Raw genomic sequence first — 12757 nt, 5'->3', positions numbered from 1 at the left:
AGGATGGAGTTGACATGCAGGCGCATAAAGCGCTTCGATCTCCCTTGGTGCGGGACTATTTGTCCCCAATGGAGTGCGAACGATGCTGCCGCTGGAATCCTTGAATGGCCTGGTGACGTTCGTCACGACCGCACGCTCGGGCAGCTTCACCGAGGCGGCAGACGCGCTGGGCATCTCGCGCTCGGCGGTGGGCAAGGCCATCGCCCGTCTGGAAGCGCGGCTGGGGGTGCGCCTGTTCCATCGCACTACGCGGCGCATCGCACTGACTACTGATGGCGAGGCGTACTACGCCTCCTGTGCGGCGGCGCTGGAAGAAATCTCCGCGGCCGAGGCCTGTCTGGGTTCGGCGGGCCTGCCCAGCGGGCGGCTGCGCATCGACATGCCGTCCTCGTTCGGGCGGCTGGTGGTGCTGCCGGTGCTGCTGCGGTTGTGCCGCCAGTATCCGGACCTGCAGTTGACGATGACCTTCACCGATCACTTCGTCGATCCGGTCGAAGAGGGCATCGACCTGCTGATCCGCTTCGGTGGGCTGCACCATGCCGAGCATCTGGTCGCGCGCCGGCTGGGGCGCCAGCGGCTGGTTACCTGCACATCGCCGGCGTACCTGCAGGCACATGGCGTGCCGCGCACGGTGGAGGAACTGGCGCAGCACCGCAGCATCGTCGGCTTCCGCCATGGCCAGCCGGTCTGGTGGCGGATCGGCAGCGAGGAGGACGAGGGAACGTTCATTCCCAGTGCGCCGTATCAACTCAATGACGGCGACGCGGTGATCGAAGCGGCCATCGCCGGGCTCGGTATCTGCCAGATGCCGGTTTCACTGGTGCGTCGCCACCTGGAATCCGGCGCACTGCAATCGGTGCTGGACGAGCACATGCAGCGGCACATCGACATCCATGCGCTGTGGCCACCGACGCGCCACCTGCGGCCCAAGGTGCGCTATGTGGTGGATGAGCTGACCCGGCTGGCGGGTGAGGGCGTGTTTGACTGAGCTGGGGATCAGTAGTCGACGATCCGGGCGGACGTGTCTTCGCCTTCCTGGAGTGCTTCAAGCACATCAATCAGAAGCGTAATCAGATCACGCCCATGTGCAGTGACGAAATAGGTCCCCAAGCTATCGATCTCGGGAGCGATATCGTCTCCCCAGGGCGGACGCTGCGCTCGATCGTCGAGCGACCAGATGGCATGGGCCGGTGGCATTTCGGCCAGCTCAGTGCGGATGACGTGCATCTCGGACAGCGCTGCGGCCGCATCTGATTTCTGCACGCAGCCGGTATAGAACTGCTTCATGATGATCGGGAAGCGGCTTCCCCATCCATCCGGTTCCAGATTGCCGGTGATTGTCGAGAAGAACGCATACAGAAAATCGCTGCTGCCGATCTCATCGGTGACGCGCCCGAGTTGGATGCCAATACCCATTGTTTGATTCCAGCCGTTGCCGACCCCAGAGCTTGCCTGACACGGTGTTAGTGGCCGCTGGATCGTTGCAAGTAATTGATTCGGTTGAATTCAAAGCTGCCGTCTCGGAGTGTCAGAAAGCCATTTGCGTCAAGTCAAAGGCTTCTATGTATACTATCCCCCAGTATAGTTCCTGGGTGGCCCCGCCATGCCGCACTCCCCCGAAGAGAAGAAGAAGGTCCTGGCCCGCGTGCGCCGTATCCGCGGCCAGTGCGATGCGCTGGACCGCGCGCTGGAAGCCGGTGCCGACTGCGGGCCGGTGCTGCAGCAGATCGCCGCCATCCGTGGCGCGGTCAATGGCCTGATGTCCGAAGTGATGGAGGCCCATCTGCGCGAGGAGTTCGGCCAGCCTGCGGCTTCCGATGAACAGCGCGCCGAACGCGTGCGCGACATGAGCGCATTGATCCGCTCGTACCTGAAGTAAGCGATGGCGCATCACCGCGCCATGCATCCCGTTTTCCCTATGTCTGGAGAGTCCACCATGAAGTCCCGTGCCGCCGTCGCCTTTGGTCCCGGCCAGCCGCTGCAGATCGTTGAGATCGACGTCGCCCCGCCGAAGAAGGGCGAAGTGCTGGTCAAGATCACCCACACCGGTGTCTGCCACACCGATGCATTCACCCTGTCCGGCGATGATCCGGAAGGCCTGTTCCCGGTGGTGCTGGGCCATGAAGGCGCCGGCATCGTGGTGGAAGTGGGCGAGGGCGTGACCAGCGTCAAGCCGGGCGACCACGTCATTCCGCTGTACACCGCCGAGTGCGGCGAGTGCCTGTTCTGCAAGAGTGGCAAGACCAACCTGTGCGTGTCGGTACGTGCCACCCAGGGCAAGGGCGTGATGCCCGACGGCACCAGCCGCTTCAGCTACAACGGCGAGCCGCTGTACCACTACATGGGTTGCTCGACCTTCAGCGAGTACACCGTGGTGGCCGAAGTCTCGCTGGCGAAGATCAATCCGGACGCGAACCCGGAGCACGTCTGCCTGCTCGGTTGTGGCGTCACCACCGGCATCGGCGCGGTGCACAACACCGCCAAGGTGCAGGAAGGCGACAGCGTGGCGGTGTTCGGCCTGGGTGGCATCGGCCTGGCGGTGATCCAGGGTGCGCGCCAGGCCAAGGCCGGCCGCATCATCGCGGTGGACACCAACCCGTCCAAGTTCGAACTGGCGCGCGAATTCGGCGCCACCGACTGCATCAACCCGAAGGACTACGACAAGCCGATCCAGCAGGTCATCGTCGAGATGACCACCTGGGGCGTGGACCACAGCTTCGAGTGCATCGGCAACGTCAACGTGATGCGCGCGGCGCTGGAATGCGCGCACCGGGGCTGGGGCCAGAGCGTGGTGATCGGCGTGGCCGGTTCGGGCCAGGAGATCTCCACCCGTCCGTTCCAGCTGGTGACCGGGCGCAAGTGGATGGGTACTGCCTTCGGCGGCGTGAAGGGCCGCAGCCAGTTGCCGGGCATGGTGGAGGACGCGATGAAGGGCGATATTGAGCTGGCACCGTTCGTCACCCACACCATGGACCTGGACAAGATCAACGAAGCCTTCGACCTGATGCACGAAGGCAAGTCGATCCGTTCAGTGGTCCACTACTGAGCCGCGTCATGGGCTGGCTGGATGCCCTGCGCCGGCCGCGTGCGGAAGACCCGCGCGCGGCCCTGGTGGTTCCGATCGAGCAGGCGTTGCGTGCGCTGGGCTGGGTAGTGGGGGAGGTGGGGCCACCGCGTGCGGTGACCTCGGCCTTCGGCAGCGACGATGGCATGCCGTTCGAGCAGTGGCTTGCGCAGGTATTCCTGCCGCGCCTTCATGAGGCGCGCGCGGCCGGGCAGTGGCCGCCGCGCAGCGATGTGGCCGTGGCGGCCTGGCGCAATCTTGATGGCCAGCCTGGCGTCGAATCGTTGCTGCGCCTGCTGGCGCAGCTGGATGAACGGATCAACAAAGGCATCCACGCCGCGCGTGGATAAGCCGACCAAGGTCGGCATCTACCAGAAGCACGCGCGCGCTGACGCGCCGCGCAGGAGAGCACCATGGAACGCATTGAACACCGCGCCTGTTTCGGCGGCTGGCAGGACGTCTACCGCCATCACTCCACCACGCTGGGCTGCGACATGCAGTTCGCCGTGTACCTGCCGCCGCAGGCGGAAACGCAGAAACTGCCGGTACTGTACTGGCTGAGCGGGCTGACCTGCACCGAGCAGAATTTCATCACCAAGGCCGGCGCACAGCGCTACGCGGCCGAGCACGGCGTGATCATCGTCGCGCCCGACACCAGCCCGCGCGGCGATGACGTGGCCGATGCCGAGGGCTATGACCTGGGCAAGGGGGCGGGGTTCTACCTCAATGCCACCCGCGCACCGTGGGCGAAGCACTACCGCATGCACGACTACGTGGCGCAGGAACTGCCGGCACTGATCGAGGCGGATTTCCCGGTCACCGATGCGCGTGGCATCAGCGGCCACTCGATGGGCGGTCACGGTGCGCTGGTGATCGCACTGCGCAACCCGGGGCGCTACCGCAGCGTGTCGGCGTTCTCGCCGATCGTCGCGCCCAGCCACGTGCCGTGGGGGCAGAAGGCCTTCCACGCCTACCTGGGCGACAACCCGGCGGACTGGGCGCTGTGGGATGCCAGCGAACTGGTCGCCGTGGCCACTGAGCGCCTGCCGTTGCTGGTCGACCAGGGCGAGGCGGACGAATTCCTGCAGACCCAACTGCAACCGCAGCGCCTGCAGCAGGCCTGTGATGCCGCCGGCCATCCGCTGACCCTGCGCCTGCAGCCGGGCTACGACCACAGCTACTACTTCATCGCCAGTTTCATCGGCGAGCACATCGCCCACCACGCCCACGCCCTGCACGGCTGACGGCTTTCCGGTAGTGCCGGCCGCTGGCCGGCAACCTGCAGCCCTGTGATTCCCCGGGATTGCCGGCCAGCGGCCGGCACTACCATGGCGGGGCACGCGAAGTGTCGTATTGCCGTATTGGATCACGTGGCCGTGGCGCGGGCGGGGCTATCGTGCGTCCATACGGCCTTGCGGATCGGGGGATGCATGCCGGTAGTGCTGGCGCTGCTGTATGTGCTGTGCCACGGCCTGGTCGTGGCCCTGTGGCCGGGTCCCGCCGGTGCGGGTTCCTTCGGGTTCCTCACGGGTGCCCCGTTGCTGGCGGCGGCGGCCTGCCTGTGGCGGGCGCGCCGCGACCGTGCGGCACTCGGCTGGCGCGCTACCGCTCTGGCGCTGCTGCTCTGGGCGGGTGGCATGGCCGTCAACATGATCGACGCGCTCGGTGCCGGCCGTGCCGATGTCACGCCGCAGGCCAGCCTGTTCCTGTATGTGCTGTACGGCGTGCCGCTGGTGTTCATCCTGGCCCGTGCACGCCGCGAGCGGCTGAGCATCAGCCTGATCGATGCGGCGATGGCCGCATTGCTGGGCGTGCTGTTCTTCGTGCATGCGCAGTCGTTCGCCGCGCGCGTCGACATCGACGACCACGCGTTGTCCAACATGCAGCGCATGTTCGATATCCAGAATCTGTGCATTGCCGGGTTTGCGGTGGTGCGCTGGCTGGTGGGCGACGTTCCGGAGCGGCGCAACTTCTTCCGCGCGCTGGCGATCTACGCGGTGGGCTACCTGATGGTGGCGTACTACATCAACCACTACACCTCGGAACAGTCCTTCGGTGCCTACAACGATCTGCTGATCGACCTGCCGTTCCTGCTGCTGGCGTTGCTGGCGATGAGCCAGGCACCCGCGCCGACGTTCGTGATGCACCCGAGGCTGGGCAGAACGGTGCAGGCGGCGGGGCCGATGATCCTGCCATTGCTGCTGCTGGTGGTCGGTACCCTGGTGGTCGACCATGCGCGGCCGCTGGCGGTCACTGGCTTCGTGGTGGCAACGCTGGGCTTCGGCGTGCGCAGCATCCTGTTGCAGGTGGACTTGATGGAACGGCAGGCATCGCTGGACCAGCTCGCTCGTCAGGATGGCCTGACCGGTGTGGCCAACCGGCGCGAGTTCGATGCACTGCTGCTGGCGGAATGGAACCGTGCGCGGCGCAGCGGCAGCGAGCTGGGGCTGCTGTTGCTGGACATCGACCATTTCAAGGTCTTCAACGACCGCCACGGACATCCAGCCGGGGATCGCTGCCTGCAGGCCGTGGCCACGGTCCTGAAGATCAGTGCCGGCCGTGCCGGTGACAGTGTTGCCCGTTACGGCGGCGAGGAATTTGCGGTGATCGTGCCCGGAAGCCCGCTGTCGGGCGTGCTGGCGCTGGCCGAGCGCCTGCGTGAGGCGGTGGCGGCGCTGCCACTGCCCGAAGGGTCGGTCAGTATCAGCATCGGCGTGGGCTACCTGCACCCGCCGGCTCTGGCCAGCGCCGATCAGTTGCTGGCGGATGCCGATGCCGGCCTGTACGCCGCCAAGCGTGCCGGTCGCAACCAGGTGATCCTGCATGCGCACGTGCTCGACGACGAAGGCAGTGCGCACGGCAGGATGGATTGCTGAGCGCGCCGGGTGCCCGGTCCCCGTGCGTGATTGCGCACGGGCGGCGCGGCCGGGTCAGCGCTGCCGCAACCAGCCAGTGGGATCGAGCAACCTCAGCCCGACCGGTGACAACGAGCGCTGGCGCAACGGCAGGTTTGCCGCCTGCACGGCCATCGCACAGCGCGCCAGCTGCTGGCGCAGCGGAGCCAGTGCGTCATCTTCGCGCGGGCGGGCATGCCGCCATTGTGCGATGCGCAGGAGGCAGACCAGCAGGTCCAGTTCGCTGGCCGCGATGAACGGTGAGCCGGCGGGCAGCAGGTCGATCGGGGCGGTGGGCGTGGCCAGCAGCGGCAGCAGGCCGACGAACGCGTCGCAGCCTTCGGGATCAATACCGAGGCTGCTCAGCTGGGCGAGTCCATCGGCCTGTTGATCAGGATCGTGCAGCTGGCGTATCGCCGCCAGCAGTGCCTGTTCGCCGCGGCCGAACTGGCGGCCGAAGGCGCGGTAGTTGACGCGGGTGGGAAACAACGGGGAACGGGAGGCCATGGTTGCTAGGGTTGTGGGTCGCGGGTTTCCACCAGCACGGGACAGGGCGCGTGGTCGATGGTCCATTGCCCGATCGAGGGTTCGAACAGGCGTTCCAGGCGGGACAGGTGGCGGTGGCCGATGACGATCAGATCGCACTTCAGGCGCCGGGCCTGCTCGCTGATCACTTCGCCCGGGTCACCCGAGGGAATCTGCGCGATGGCGTCGACGCCGCGCTCGCGCAGCTCGGCCAGGGCTTCGGCCAGCACCGCTTCGGCCCGCGAGCGCTGGCGGGCGGCTTCCGGGTACTCGATGCGGTCGGCTTCGCTGGCATCGGCCGCCAGCGCGAATTCGGGGTCGAGCACGCACAGCAGGTGCAGGCGGCTGCGGGGGCCGGCAATGGCGGCGGCCAGGTCCAGCACGCGTGCGTGCTGGGGGCCACCGTCGAGGGCGACCAGCAGGGTAGTGAACATGGATGTCTCCTTTGCAGGACGGGGATGGTCGCCGATGTCACCGCGCGCACCCATGCCGTGCGCGGCAGTCAATGAATGCGTCAAACGCACTCCATGCCGATAACGAGTGTCGTAGAGTCATCTGATTTACTGGAGACTGTCATGCCCCTGCCGGACCTGAACCTGTTGTTGGCACTGGACGTGCTGATCGACGAATGCAGCGTGGCCGCCGCCGCGCGGCGGATGAACCTGAGCGCGCCGGCGATGAGCCGTACCCTCGGCCGGATCCGGACCGCGCTTGGCGACCCGGTGCTGGTGCGCGCCGGCCGCGGCCTGGCCCCCACCCCGCGCGCGCTGGAACTGCGCGAGCAGGTCCGCGACGTCATCGAGCAGGCGCACCGCGTGTTCAATGCCGGTCGTGAAGTGGACATGGCAACCCTGGAACGGACCTTCAGCGTGCGCGCCAACGATGTGTTCATCGGCAGCTACGGTGGGCGGCTGCGCGAGGTGTTCCGCCAGCAGGCACCGGGCTGCATGCTGCGCTTCGTACCCGAGGGCGATACCGATGATGATGCGATGGTGCAGGGGCGAATCGACCTGTACATCAGCACCGCTGGCAAGCACAGCCCGGAAACCAAGGTGCAGCACCTGTTCACCACCTCGCTGCTGGGTGCGGCGCGCGCCGACCATCCCTTGTTCGATGGCGATATCAGCGCCGAACGTTTCGCTGCCTGCGATCACATCGCGGTGTCCCGGCGCGGCCTGGCGCACGGACCGATCGACGAGGAGCTGGCAGCGCTGGGCCTGCAGCGGCGGGTGGCGGTGGTGATTCCCACCTTCCATGGTGCGATCTTCGCCGCTGCCGATTCGGACCTGGTGCTGCCGCAGATGCCGAGTGTGATGCTCGACCGCATCGCCCACATGGGCCTGCCGCTGCGCATGTTCCCGTTGCCGGTACCGGTGCGTACCGTTGCGCTGGTGCAGGCCTGGCACCCGCGGATGGACAACGATCCGGCCCACCAGTGGCTGCGGCGGGCGATCAAGAGCATGTGCGATTCGGTCGAGGCGGCTCGCCACTGATTGGCGGCAGGCGTGCGCCGGACGCACGCCTGGGATGCCGGCCGCGCCATTTTTCGCAGGGTACCGTCTCCCTAGACTGCGCTCCCCGGAGTTTCACTGAGCGCATTCCAATGACCCCCAATATGCCGTGCACTGCACGGATCGGTGCCCGGCGATGAGTACGCCGGCCGCCGCTGTCCCGGCCGCTGCAGCGCCCCGTCCTGCCGCCGCCCCCGGGCTCGACCGCCGCGTTCTGGTCGGCCTGTGTGGCGTGCTGCTGGCGGTGCTGGTGTCGGGCTTCAACGAGAACATCACCAAGGTCGCCCTGGCTGACATCCGCGGTGCGATGGGTTTCAGCGTCGACGACGGCAGCTGGATCGTCGCCCTCTACAGCGCGATGTCGGTCAGCGCGATGGCCTTCGCCCCGTGGTGTGCCGCCACCTTCTCGCTGCGCCGCTTCGCGCTGGTGATGATTGGTGGCTTCATGGTGCTGGGCGTGCTCTGCCCGCTTGCCCCGAACCTGCAGGTGTTCCTGCTGCTGCGCGCGCTGCAGGGCCTGTGCGGTGGTGCGCTGCCGCCGCTGCTGATGAGCGTGGCACTGCGGTTCCTGCCGCCCGGCATCAAGTTGTATGGCCTGGCCGGCTACGCGTTGACCGCCACCTTCGGCCCGAGCATGGGCACGCCGCTGGCCGCGTTCTGGGTCGAGCAGGTGGGCTGGCACTGGGCGTTCTGGCAGATCGTGCCGTACTGCCTGGCCGCCATGGCGATGGTCAGCTGGGGCCTGCCACAGGACCCGCTGCGGCTGGAGCGTTTTGCCCAGTTCGATGGCGTGGGCCTGGCGCTGGGCCTGCCGGCGCTGGTGCTGCTGGTGCTGGGCCTGGTGCAGGGCCCGCGCCTGAACTGGTTCGACTCGCCGATGATCACCCTGATGATCGGTGGCGGCGCCGGCCTGATGGTGCTGTTCATGATCAATGAATGGTTCCACCCGCTGCCATTCTTCAAGCTGCAGCTGCTGACCAACCGCAACCTCAGCTACTCGCTGGTGACCCTGGGCGGCGTGCTGTTCGTGCTGCTGGCGGTGATCTCGATTCCCTCCGGTTTCCTGGCCAGCGTTCAGGGCTACCGGCCATTGCAGACCGCACCGATGCTGCTGTGGGTGGCGCTGCCACAAGCGATCGCACTGCCGTTGGTGGCGGCGTTGCTGAACATCCGTGCAGTGGATTGCCGCTGGGTGCAGGCCACCGGCCTGGCGATGCTGGCCTTGGCCTGCTGGCTGGGCTCGCATCTGGATGTGGCCTGGATCCGCGACAACTTCCTGTGGGTACAGCTGCTGCAGGTATTCGCCCAGCCGATGGCGGTGTTGCCGCTGCTGATGCTGGCCACTGGCGGGCTGGCACCGCAGGACGGTCCGTTCGCCTCGGCGTGGTTCAACACGGTCAAGGGCTTTGCTGCCGTGCTCGCCAGCGGCGTGCTGGATGCCGTCGCCCAGGGCCGCCGTCATTTCCATTCCACCGTGCTGGTCGACCGCCTTGGCGAGCAGCCGTGGCTGGCCGAGGGCCCGCAGCTGGGCGCGCGCCTGCATGCGCAGGTGCAGGCGCTGACCTCGGCCGACCTGTACTGGGTGGTCGCGCTGGTGGCGCTGGCCTTCATTCCCCTCATTGCCTGGATGCCCACCCGCATCCATCCGCCACGTGCCGTGGCCTGAACCTTTCGCAGGAACCCCCTCATGACGATCAATCGAACCACTCTCAATACCGGCCTGGGCCTGGGCGTGCTGGCCCTGGCCATCGGTGCCTGGCTGCTGCTGCGCGACGGCGGTCACCAGACCACCAACAATGCCTATGTCGTTGCCGACTACACGCTGGTCGCGCCGAAGATTCCCGGCTTCGTCAGTGCCGTGGAAGTAGAGGACAACCAGTCGGTGAAGGCGGGCGACGTGCTTGCCCGCATCGACGACCGCGACTACCAGGTGGCCCTGCAGGCGGCCCGTGCCGACCTCGCCAACGCCCGTGCACAGCTGGCCAACGCGCAGGCCGCACTGGCCCAGCAGGACTCGCTGATTGAACAGGCCAGGGCCAGTGTCGATGTCAGCCGCTCCGAACTGACCCTGGCCAGCGCCGACCAGCAGCGTTACCGCGAACTGGCCCGTGATGGCGCCGGCACCGTGCAGAACGCGCAGCAGGCGCAGTCGAAGCAGGCCGTGGCCAGTGCGCATCTGCAGCAGGGCCAGGCCGCGCTGTCGACCGCACGCCAGCGCACCGACATCCTCAGCGCTGGCGTGCAGGCCGCGCAGGCGGCGGTACAGCGTGCAGAAGCGGCGCAGGCGCGTGCCGAACTGGACCTGTCGCACACCGTGCTGCGCGCGCCGATCGACGGCATGGTCGGCCGTCGTGCGGTACGCGTGGGCGCCTACCTGACCCCGGGTACGCCGGTGGCTGCGGTGGTACCGCTGAAGCGCGCCTTCGTGGTCGCCAACTTCCAGGAAACGCAGATGACCCGCATGCAGGCCGGCCAACAGGTCGAGCTGAAGGTGGACGTGTTCCCGGGCAAGCCGCTGCGCGGGCACATCGACAGCATCGCACCGGCCACCGGCGTCACCTTCGCCGCCGTCGCACCGGAAAACGCCACCGGCAACTTCACCAAGGTGGTGCAGCGCATTCCGGTCAAGATCGTGCTGGAACCCGGCCAGCCACTGCTGGACCAGCTGCGTGCCGGCATGTCGGTGGAAGCCAGTGTTGACCTGGGCAGCCGCGCCCGCGCGCAGAGCGTGCAGCACAGTCCGGGCCACAAGAGCGGGGAGGGTGCATGAGCGCAGTCACCCTGTTCCGCACCTTCGTTGCGGCCAGCCTGTGCACGGCCCTGGCTGCCTGCACGATGGGTCCGGACTTCGTACGCCCGCAGGCGGAACTGCCCAGCCACTGGCAGGGTGAGGCGGTCGCCGGCAACGCCATCGACCAGGACGCGGCCTGGTGGGCCGGCTTCGACGATCCACTGCTGGCGCAGCTTGCCGGCCAGGTGCTCGCGGCCAACCTGGACCTGCAGCTGGCCGCCAACCGCGTGCAGCAGAGCCGCGCCGCACGTGGCATCACCGCCGCCGATCGCCTGCCCAGCGTCAGCGCGAGCGCCAGTGGCGTGCGTTCACGCAACAGCGAGGTGGGCCTGAATGATCCGTCCGGCAACGGCGGCCGTGATGACTACGGGCTGTTCCAGGCCGGCATCGGCCTGAGCTGGGAACTGGACCTGTGGGGGCGTGTGCGCCGCCAGGTGGAAGCGGCCGACGCACGCGTGCAGATGGCCGAGGAGGATGCACACGCTGTGCGCATCGCGCTGCTGGCGGAAACCGCGCGTGATTACTTGCAGCTGCGCGCGACGCGGCAGCTGCTGGCGATCACCGAGGACAACCTCAGCATCGCCCTCGACATGAAGCGCCTGACCGAGGCACGCCAGCAACAGGGCGTGGCCAGCACGCTGCAGGTGTCCAGCGCGTCCGCGCAGGTGGCATCGCTGCAGGCCCGCATCGCGCCGCTGCGGCATCGTGAATCGCAGCTGCGCAATGCGCTGGCGTTCCTGCTGGCGCAGCCGCCGCAGGCGCTGGACGCGCAGCTGCAGGATGCACGCCGCGACTGGCCGGCGCTGCCGGCCGTAGCGGTGGGGGTGCCCAGCGAACTGGCCGAGCGTCGCCCGGACATCCGTCGTGCCGAAGCGGCACTGCATGCGGCAACCGCCGGCATCGGCGTGGCCAAGGCCAGTTTCCTGCCGCGCATCACCTTGAATGGCGACGCTGGGTTCCAGGCCAAGCAGCTGGATGATTTGGATGGCTGGAACGCGCACCGCTTCAGCATCGGCCCGTCGATCAGCGTACCGATCTTCCAGGGCGGGCGGCTGAAGGCCAACCTCGCGCTGAGCAGGCTGCAGCAGCAACAGTCGGCGCTGCAGTTCCGCCGTACCGTGCTGCAGGCCTGGCATGAAGTGGACGACGCCATCGATGGCTATGCCGCCGAGCAGCAGCGCACGGTGCAGCTGCATGTGGCGGTGGACGAGAGCGAGAGCGCACTGGGCGCGGCGCGCCGGCAGTACCAGGCTGGCGTGGTCGACATGCTGGATGTGCTGACCACCCAGCGCATCGCGCTGGACAACCAGGCTGCACTGGCCAACAGCCAGGCCACGGCTGCGATCGCGCGGGTGGAGCTGTACCGCGCGCTGGGCGGTGGCTGGTAGGGAAATGGAAACGCCGGGCATGGCCCGGCGCTATCCATCGTGTCGGTAGCGCCGGGCCATGCCCTGCGGCTTGGTAGTTGCCAACCTTGGTTGGCAGCCGTTTGTGCAAGCGCCAACCAAGGTTGGCATCTACCAGAGCACGCCCATCGGCGCCGGGCCGATCACGACGTGCGGGCGGTAGCGCCGGGCCATGCCCGGCGGGCGGTTGCCTCAACGCACGTCGCGCAGCTCCCAATGGCTGCCGGCCAGAAGGCGCAGGCGCTGCTTGAACACGTCACTGTCAATACGGGTGGTGGCCACCAGGTTGATGCGCAGGTCCTTCTGTTCGCCGGTAACGGTGGCGTCCGGGTCGGTTACGCCCCACTGCGGTTCCACCGCGTCCGGGTCAGGCTGCTTGGCCTTCCAGCGCTCGAACAGGCTGCCATTGCGCAGCGCATCCTGCAGCTCTTCGGCGAAACCGGCGGCGCCCTGCGAATGGAAGGACAGGTCAGGATCATTGCCGCGGGCCTTGGACGGGTCGGGCAGGCTGATGTGGTACTGCGCAGGCATGGAGTTCTCCTTGAAGTGCGGGAAGACTGGCACAG

Annotated in this window: 14 protein-coding genes; 10 read left to right on the top strand and 4 right to left on the bottom strand. The window is 67.5% G+C overall.

The genetic code is table 11. The features are described from left to right. Positions 1 to 82: 82 nt before the first annotated feature. Positions 83 to 988: a LysR family transcriptional regulator gene (locus SMAL_RS17230; RefSeq protein WP_012512084.1), complete on the top strand. Its 906-nt coding sequence runs from the start codon at positions 83 to 85 to the stop codon at positions 986 to 988. 8 nt (positions 989 to 996) lie between these two features. Here SMAL_RS17230 and SMAL_RS17225 read toward each other — a convergent pair whose 3' ends face one another. Continuing rightward, positions 997 to 1416, bottom strand: coding sequence for an Imm70 family immunity protein (locus SMAL_RS17225; RefSeq protein WP_012512083.1), 420 nt, complete (start codon positions 1414 to 1416; stop codon positions 997 to 999). Between the two features lie 187 nt (positions 1417 to 1603). Between SMAL_RS17225 and frmR the strand changes: the two genes are divergently transcribed. The 5 genes from frmR (at position 1604) to SMAL_RS17200 (ending at position 5940) form a co-directional block, all read left to right on the top strand. Then, positions 1604 to 1879, top strand: a complete 276-nt coding sequence (gene frmR / locus SMAL_RS17220) for a formaldehyde-responsive transcriptional repressor FrmR (RefSeq protein WP_005411009.1) — start codon at positions 1604 to 1606, stop codon at positions 1877 to 1879. Between the two features lie 57 nt (positions 1880 to 1936). Continuing rightward, positions 1937 to 3046 carry an S-(hydroxymethyl)glutathione dehydrogenase/class III alcohol dehydrogenase gene (locus SMAL_RS17215; RefSeq protein WP_012512082.1) on the top strand — a complete coding sequence of 370 codons (1110 nt, stop codon included), beginning with the start codon at positions 1937 to 1939 and terminating at the stop codon, positions 3044 to 3046. An 8-nt stretch (positions 3047 to 3054) separates the two neighbouring features. Continuing rightward, entirely contained in the window at positions 3055 to 3414 is a 360-nt protein-coding gene (locus tag SMAL_RS17210) for a YqcC family protein (RefSeq protein ID WP_012512081.1), read from the top strand. A 63-nt stretch (positions 3415 to 3477) separates the two neighbouring features. After that, on the top strand, positions 3478 to 4308 hold the full coding sequence (fghA, locus tag SMAL_RS17205; RefSeq protein ID WP_012512080.1) for an S-formylglutathione hydrolase: 831 nt from the start codon (positions 3478 to 3480) through the stop codon (positions 4306 to 4308). A 186-nt stretch (positions 4309 to 4494) separates the two neighbouring features. Then, complete coding sequence (locus SMAL_RS17200; protein WP_012512079.1) at positions 4495 to 5940, top strand: GGDEF domain-containing protein; 1446 nt, start codon at positions 4495 to 4497, stop codon at positions 5938 to 5940. A gap of 54 nt (positions 5941 to 5994) precedes the next feature. Here SMAL_RS17200 and SMAL_RS17195 read toward each other — a convergent pair whose 3' ends face one another. Next, positions 5995 to 6465, bottom strand: coding sequence for a hypothetical protein (locus SMAL_RS17195; RefSeq protein ID WP_012512078.1), 471 nt, complete (start codon positions 6463 to 6465; stop codon positions 5995 to 5997). Positions 6466 to 6470: 5 nt separating this feature from the next. Beyond that, the gene (locus SMAL_RS17190; protein WP_012512077.1) at positions 6471 to 6917 is read right to left on the bottom strand and encodes a universal stress protein; all 447 of its coding nucleotides are present in this window, start codon (positions 6915 to 6917) and stop codon (positions 6471 to 6473) included. A gap of 141 nt (positions 6918 to 7058) precedes the next feature. On the opposite strand from SMAL_RS17190, the gene SMAL_RS17185 reads away from it, so the two are divergent. The 4 genes from SMAL_RS17185 to SMAL_RS17170 all read left to right on the top strand — a co-directional run bounded on the left by SMAL_RS17185 (position 7059) and on the right by SMAL_RS17170 (position 12173). Further along, positions 7059 to 7976, top strand: coding sequence for a LysR family transcriptional regulator (locus SMAL_RS17185; protein ID WP_012512076.1), 918 nt, complete (start codon positions 7059 to 7061; stop codon positions 7974 to 7976). A 154-nt stretch (positions 7977 to 8130) separates the two neighbouring features. Continuing rightward, complete coding sequence (locus SMAL_RS17180; protein ID WP_012512075.1) at positions 8131 to 9660, top strand: MFS transporter; 1530 nt, start codon at positions 8131 to 8133, stop codon at positions 9658 to 9660. Between the two features lie 21 nt (positions 9661 to 9681). Next, complete coding sequence (locus SMAL_RS17175; protein ID WP_006384446.1) at positions 9682 to 10764, top strand: HlyD family secretion protein; 1083 nt, start codon at positions 9682 to 9684, stop codon at positions 10762 to 10764. Further along, a complete protein-coding gene (locus SMAL_RS17170; protein WP_012512074.1) occupies positions 10761 to 12173 on the top strand; it encodes an efflux transporter outer membrane subunit in 1413 nt (470 codons plus the stop codon). Before SMAL_RS17175 ends, SMAL_RS17170 begins: the two co-directional genes overlap by 4 nt. A gap of 210 nt (positions 12174 to 12383) precedes the next feature. Here the strand turns inward: SMAL_RS17170 and SMAL_RS17165 are convergent, their stop codons facing one another. Continuing rightward, on the bottom strand, positions 12384 to 12722 hold the full coding sequence (locus SMAL_RS17165) for a hypothetical protein (protein ID WP_012512073.1): 339 nt from the start codon (positions 12720 to 12722) through the stop codon (positions 12384 to 12386). Positions 12723 to 12757: the final 35 nt, after the last annotated feature.

Source organism: Stenotrophomonas maltophilia R551-3 (assembly GCF_000020665.1).
Lineage (GTDB): Bacteria > Pseudomonadota > Gammaproteobacteria > Xanthomonadales > Xanthomonadaceae > Stenotrophomonas > Stenotrophomonas maltophilia_L.
The sequence above is the reverse complement of the archived record's forward strand: the minus strand, read 5'-3'. Positions and strand labels throughout refer to the sequence as shown.

Excerpts from the sequence above, each read along its gene's own strand:
- SMAL_RS17165 (WP_012512073.1), bottom strand. The coding sequence starts at position 12,722 with ATGCCTGCGCAGTACCACATCAGCCTGCCCGACCCGTCCAAGGCCCGC.
- SMAL_RS17170 (WP_012512074.1), top strand. The coding sequence starts at position 10,761 with ATGAGCGCAGTCACCCTGTTCCGCACCTTCGTTGCGGCCAGCCTGTGC.
- SMAL_RS17180 (WP_012512075.1), top strand. The coding sequence starts at position 8,131 with ATGAGTACGCCGGCCGCCGCTGTCCCGGCCGCTGCAGCGCCCCGTCCT.
- SMAL_RS17225 (WP_012512083.1), bottom strand. The coding sequence starts at position 1,416 with ATGGGTATTGGCATCCAACTCGGGCGCGTCACCGATGAGATCGGCAGC.
- SMAL_RS17185 (WP_012512076.1), top strand. The coding sequence starts at position 7,059 with ATGCCCCTGCCGGACCTGAACCTGTTGTTGGCACTGGACGTGCTGATC.
- SMAL_RS17230 (WP_012512084.1), top strand. The coding sequence starts at position 83 with ATGCTGCCGCTGGAATCCTTGAATGGCCTGGTGACGTTCGTCACGACC.
- SMAL_RS17215 (WP_012512082.1), top strand. The coding sequence starts at position 1,937 with ATGAAGTCCCGTGCCGCCGTCGCCTTTGGTCCCGGCCAGCCGCTGCAG.
- SMAL_RS17175 (WP_006384446.1), top strand. The coding sequence starts at position 9,682 with ATGACGATCAATCGAACCACTCTCAATACCGGCCTGGGCCTGGGCGTG.
- SMAL_RS17200 (WP_012512079.1), top strand. The coding sequence starts at position 4,495 with ATGCCGGTAGTGCTGGCGCTGCTGTATGTGCTGTGCCACGGCCTGGTC.
- frmR (WP_005411009.1), top strand. The coding sequence starts at position 1,604 with ATGCCGCACTCCCCCGAAGAGAAGAAGAAGGTCCTGGCCCGCGTGCGC.
- SMAL_RS17190 (WP_012512077.1), bottom strand. The coding sequence starts at position 6,917 with ATGTTCACTACCCTGCTGGTCGCCCTCGACGGTGGCCCCCAGCACGCA.
- fghA (WP_012512080.1), top strand. The coding sequence starts at position 3,478 with ATGGAACGCATTGAACACCGCGCCTGTTTCGGCGGCTGGCAGGACGTC.
- SMAL_RS17210 (WP_012512081.1), top strand. The coding sequence starts at position 3,055 with ATGGGCTGGCTGGATGCCCTGCGCCGGCCGCGTGCGGAAGACCCGCGC.
- SMAL_RS17195 (WP_012512078.1), bottom strand. The coding sequence starts at position 6,465 with ATGGCCTCCCGTTCCCCGTTGTTTCCCACCCGCGTCAACTACCGCGCC.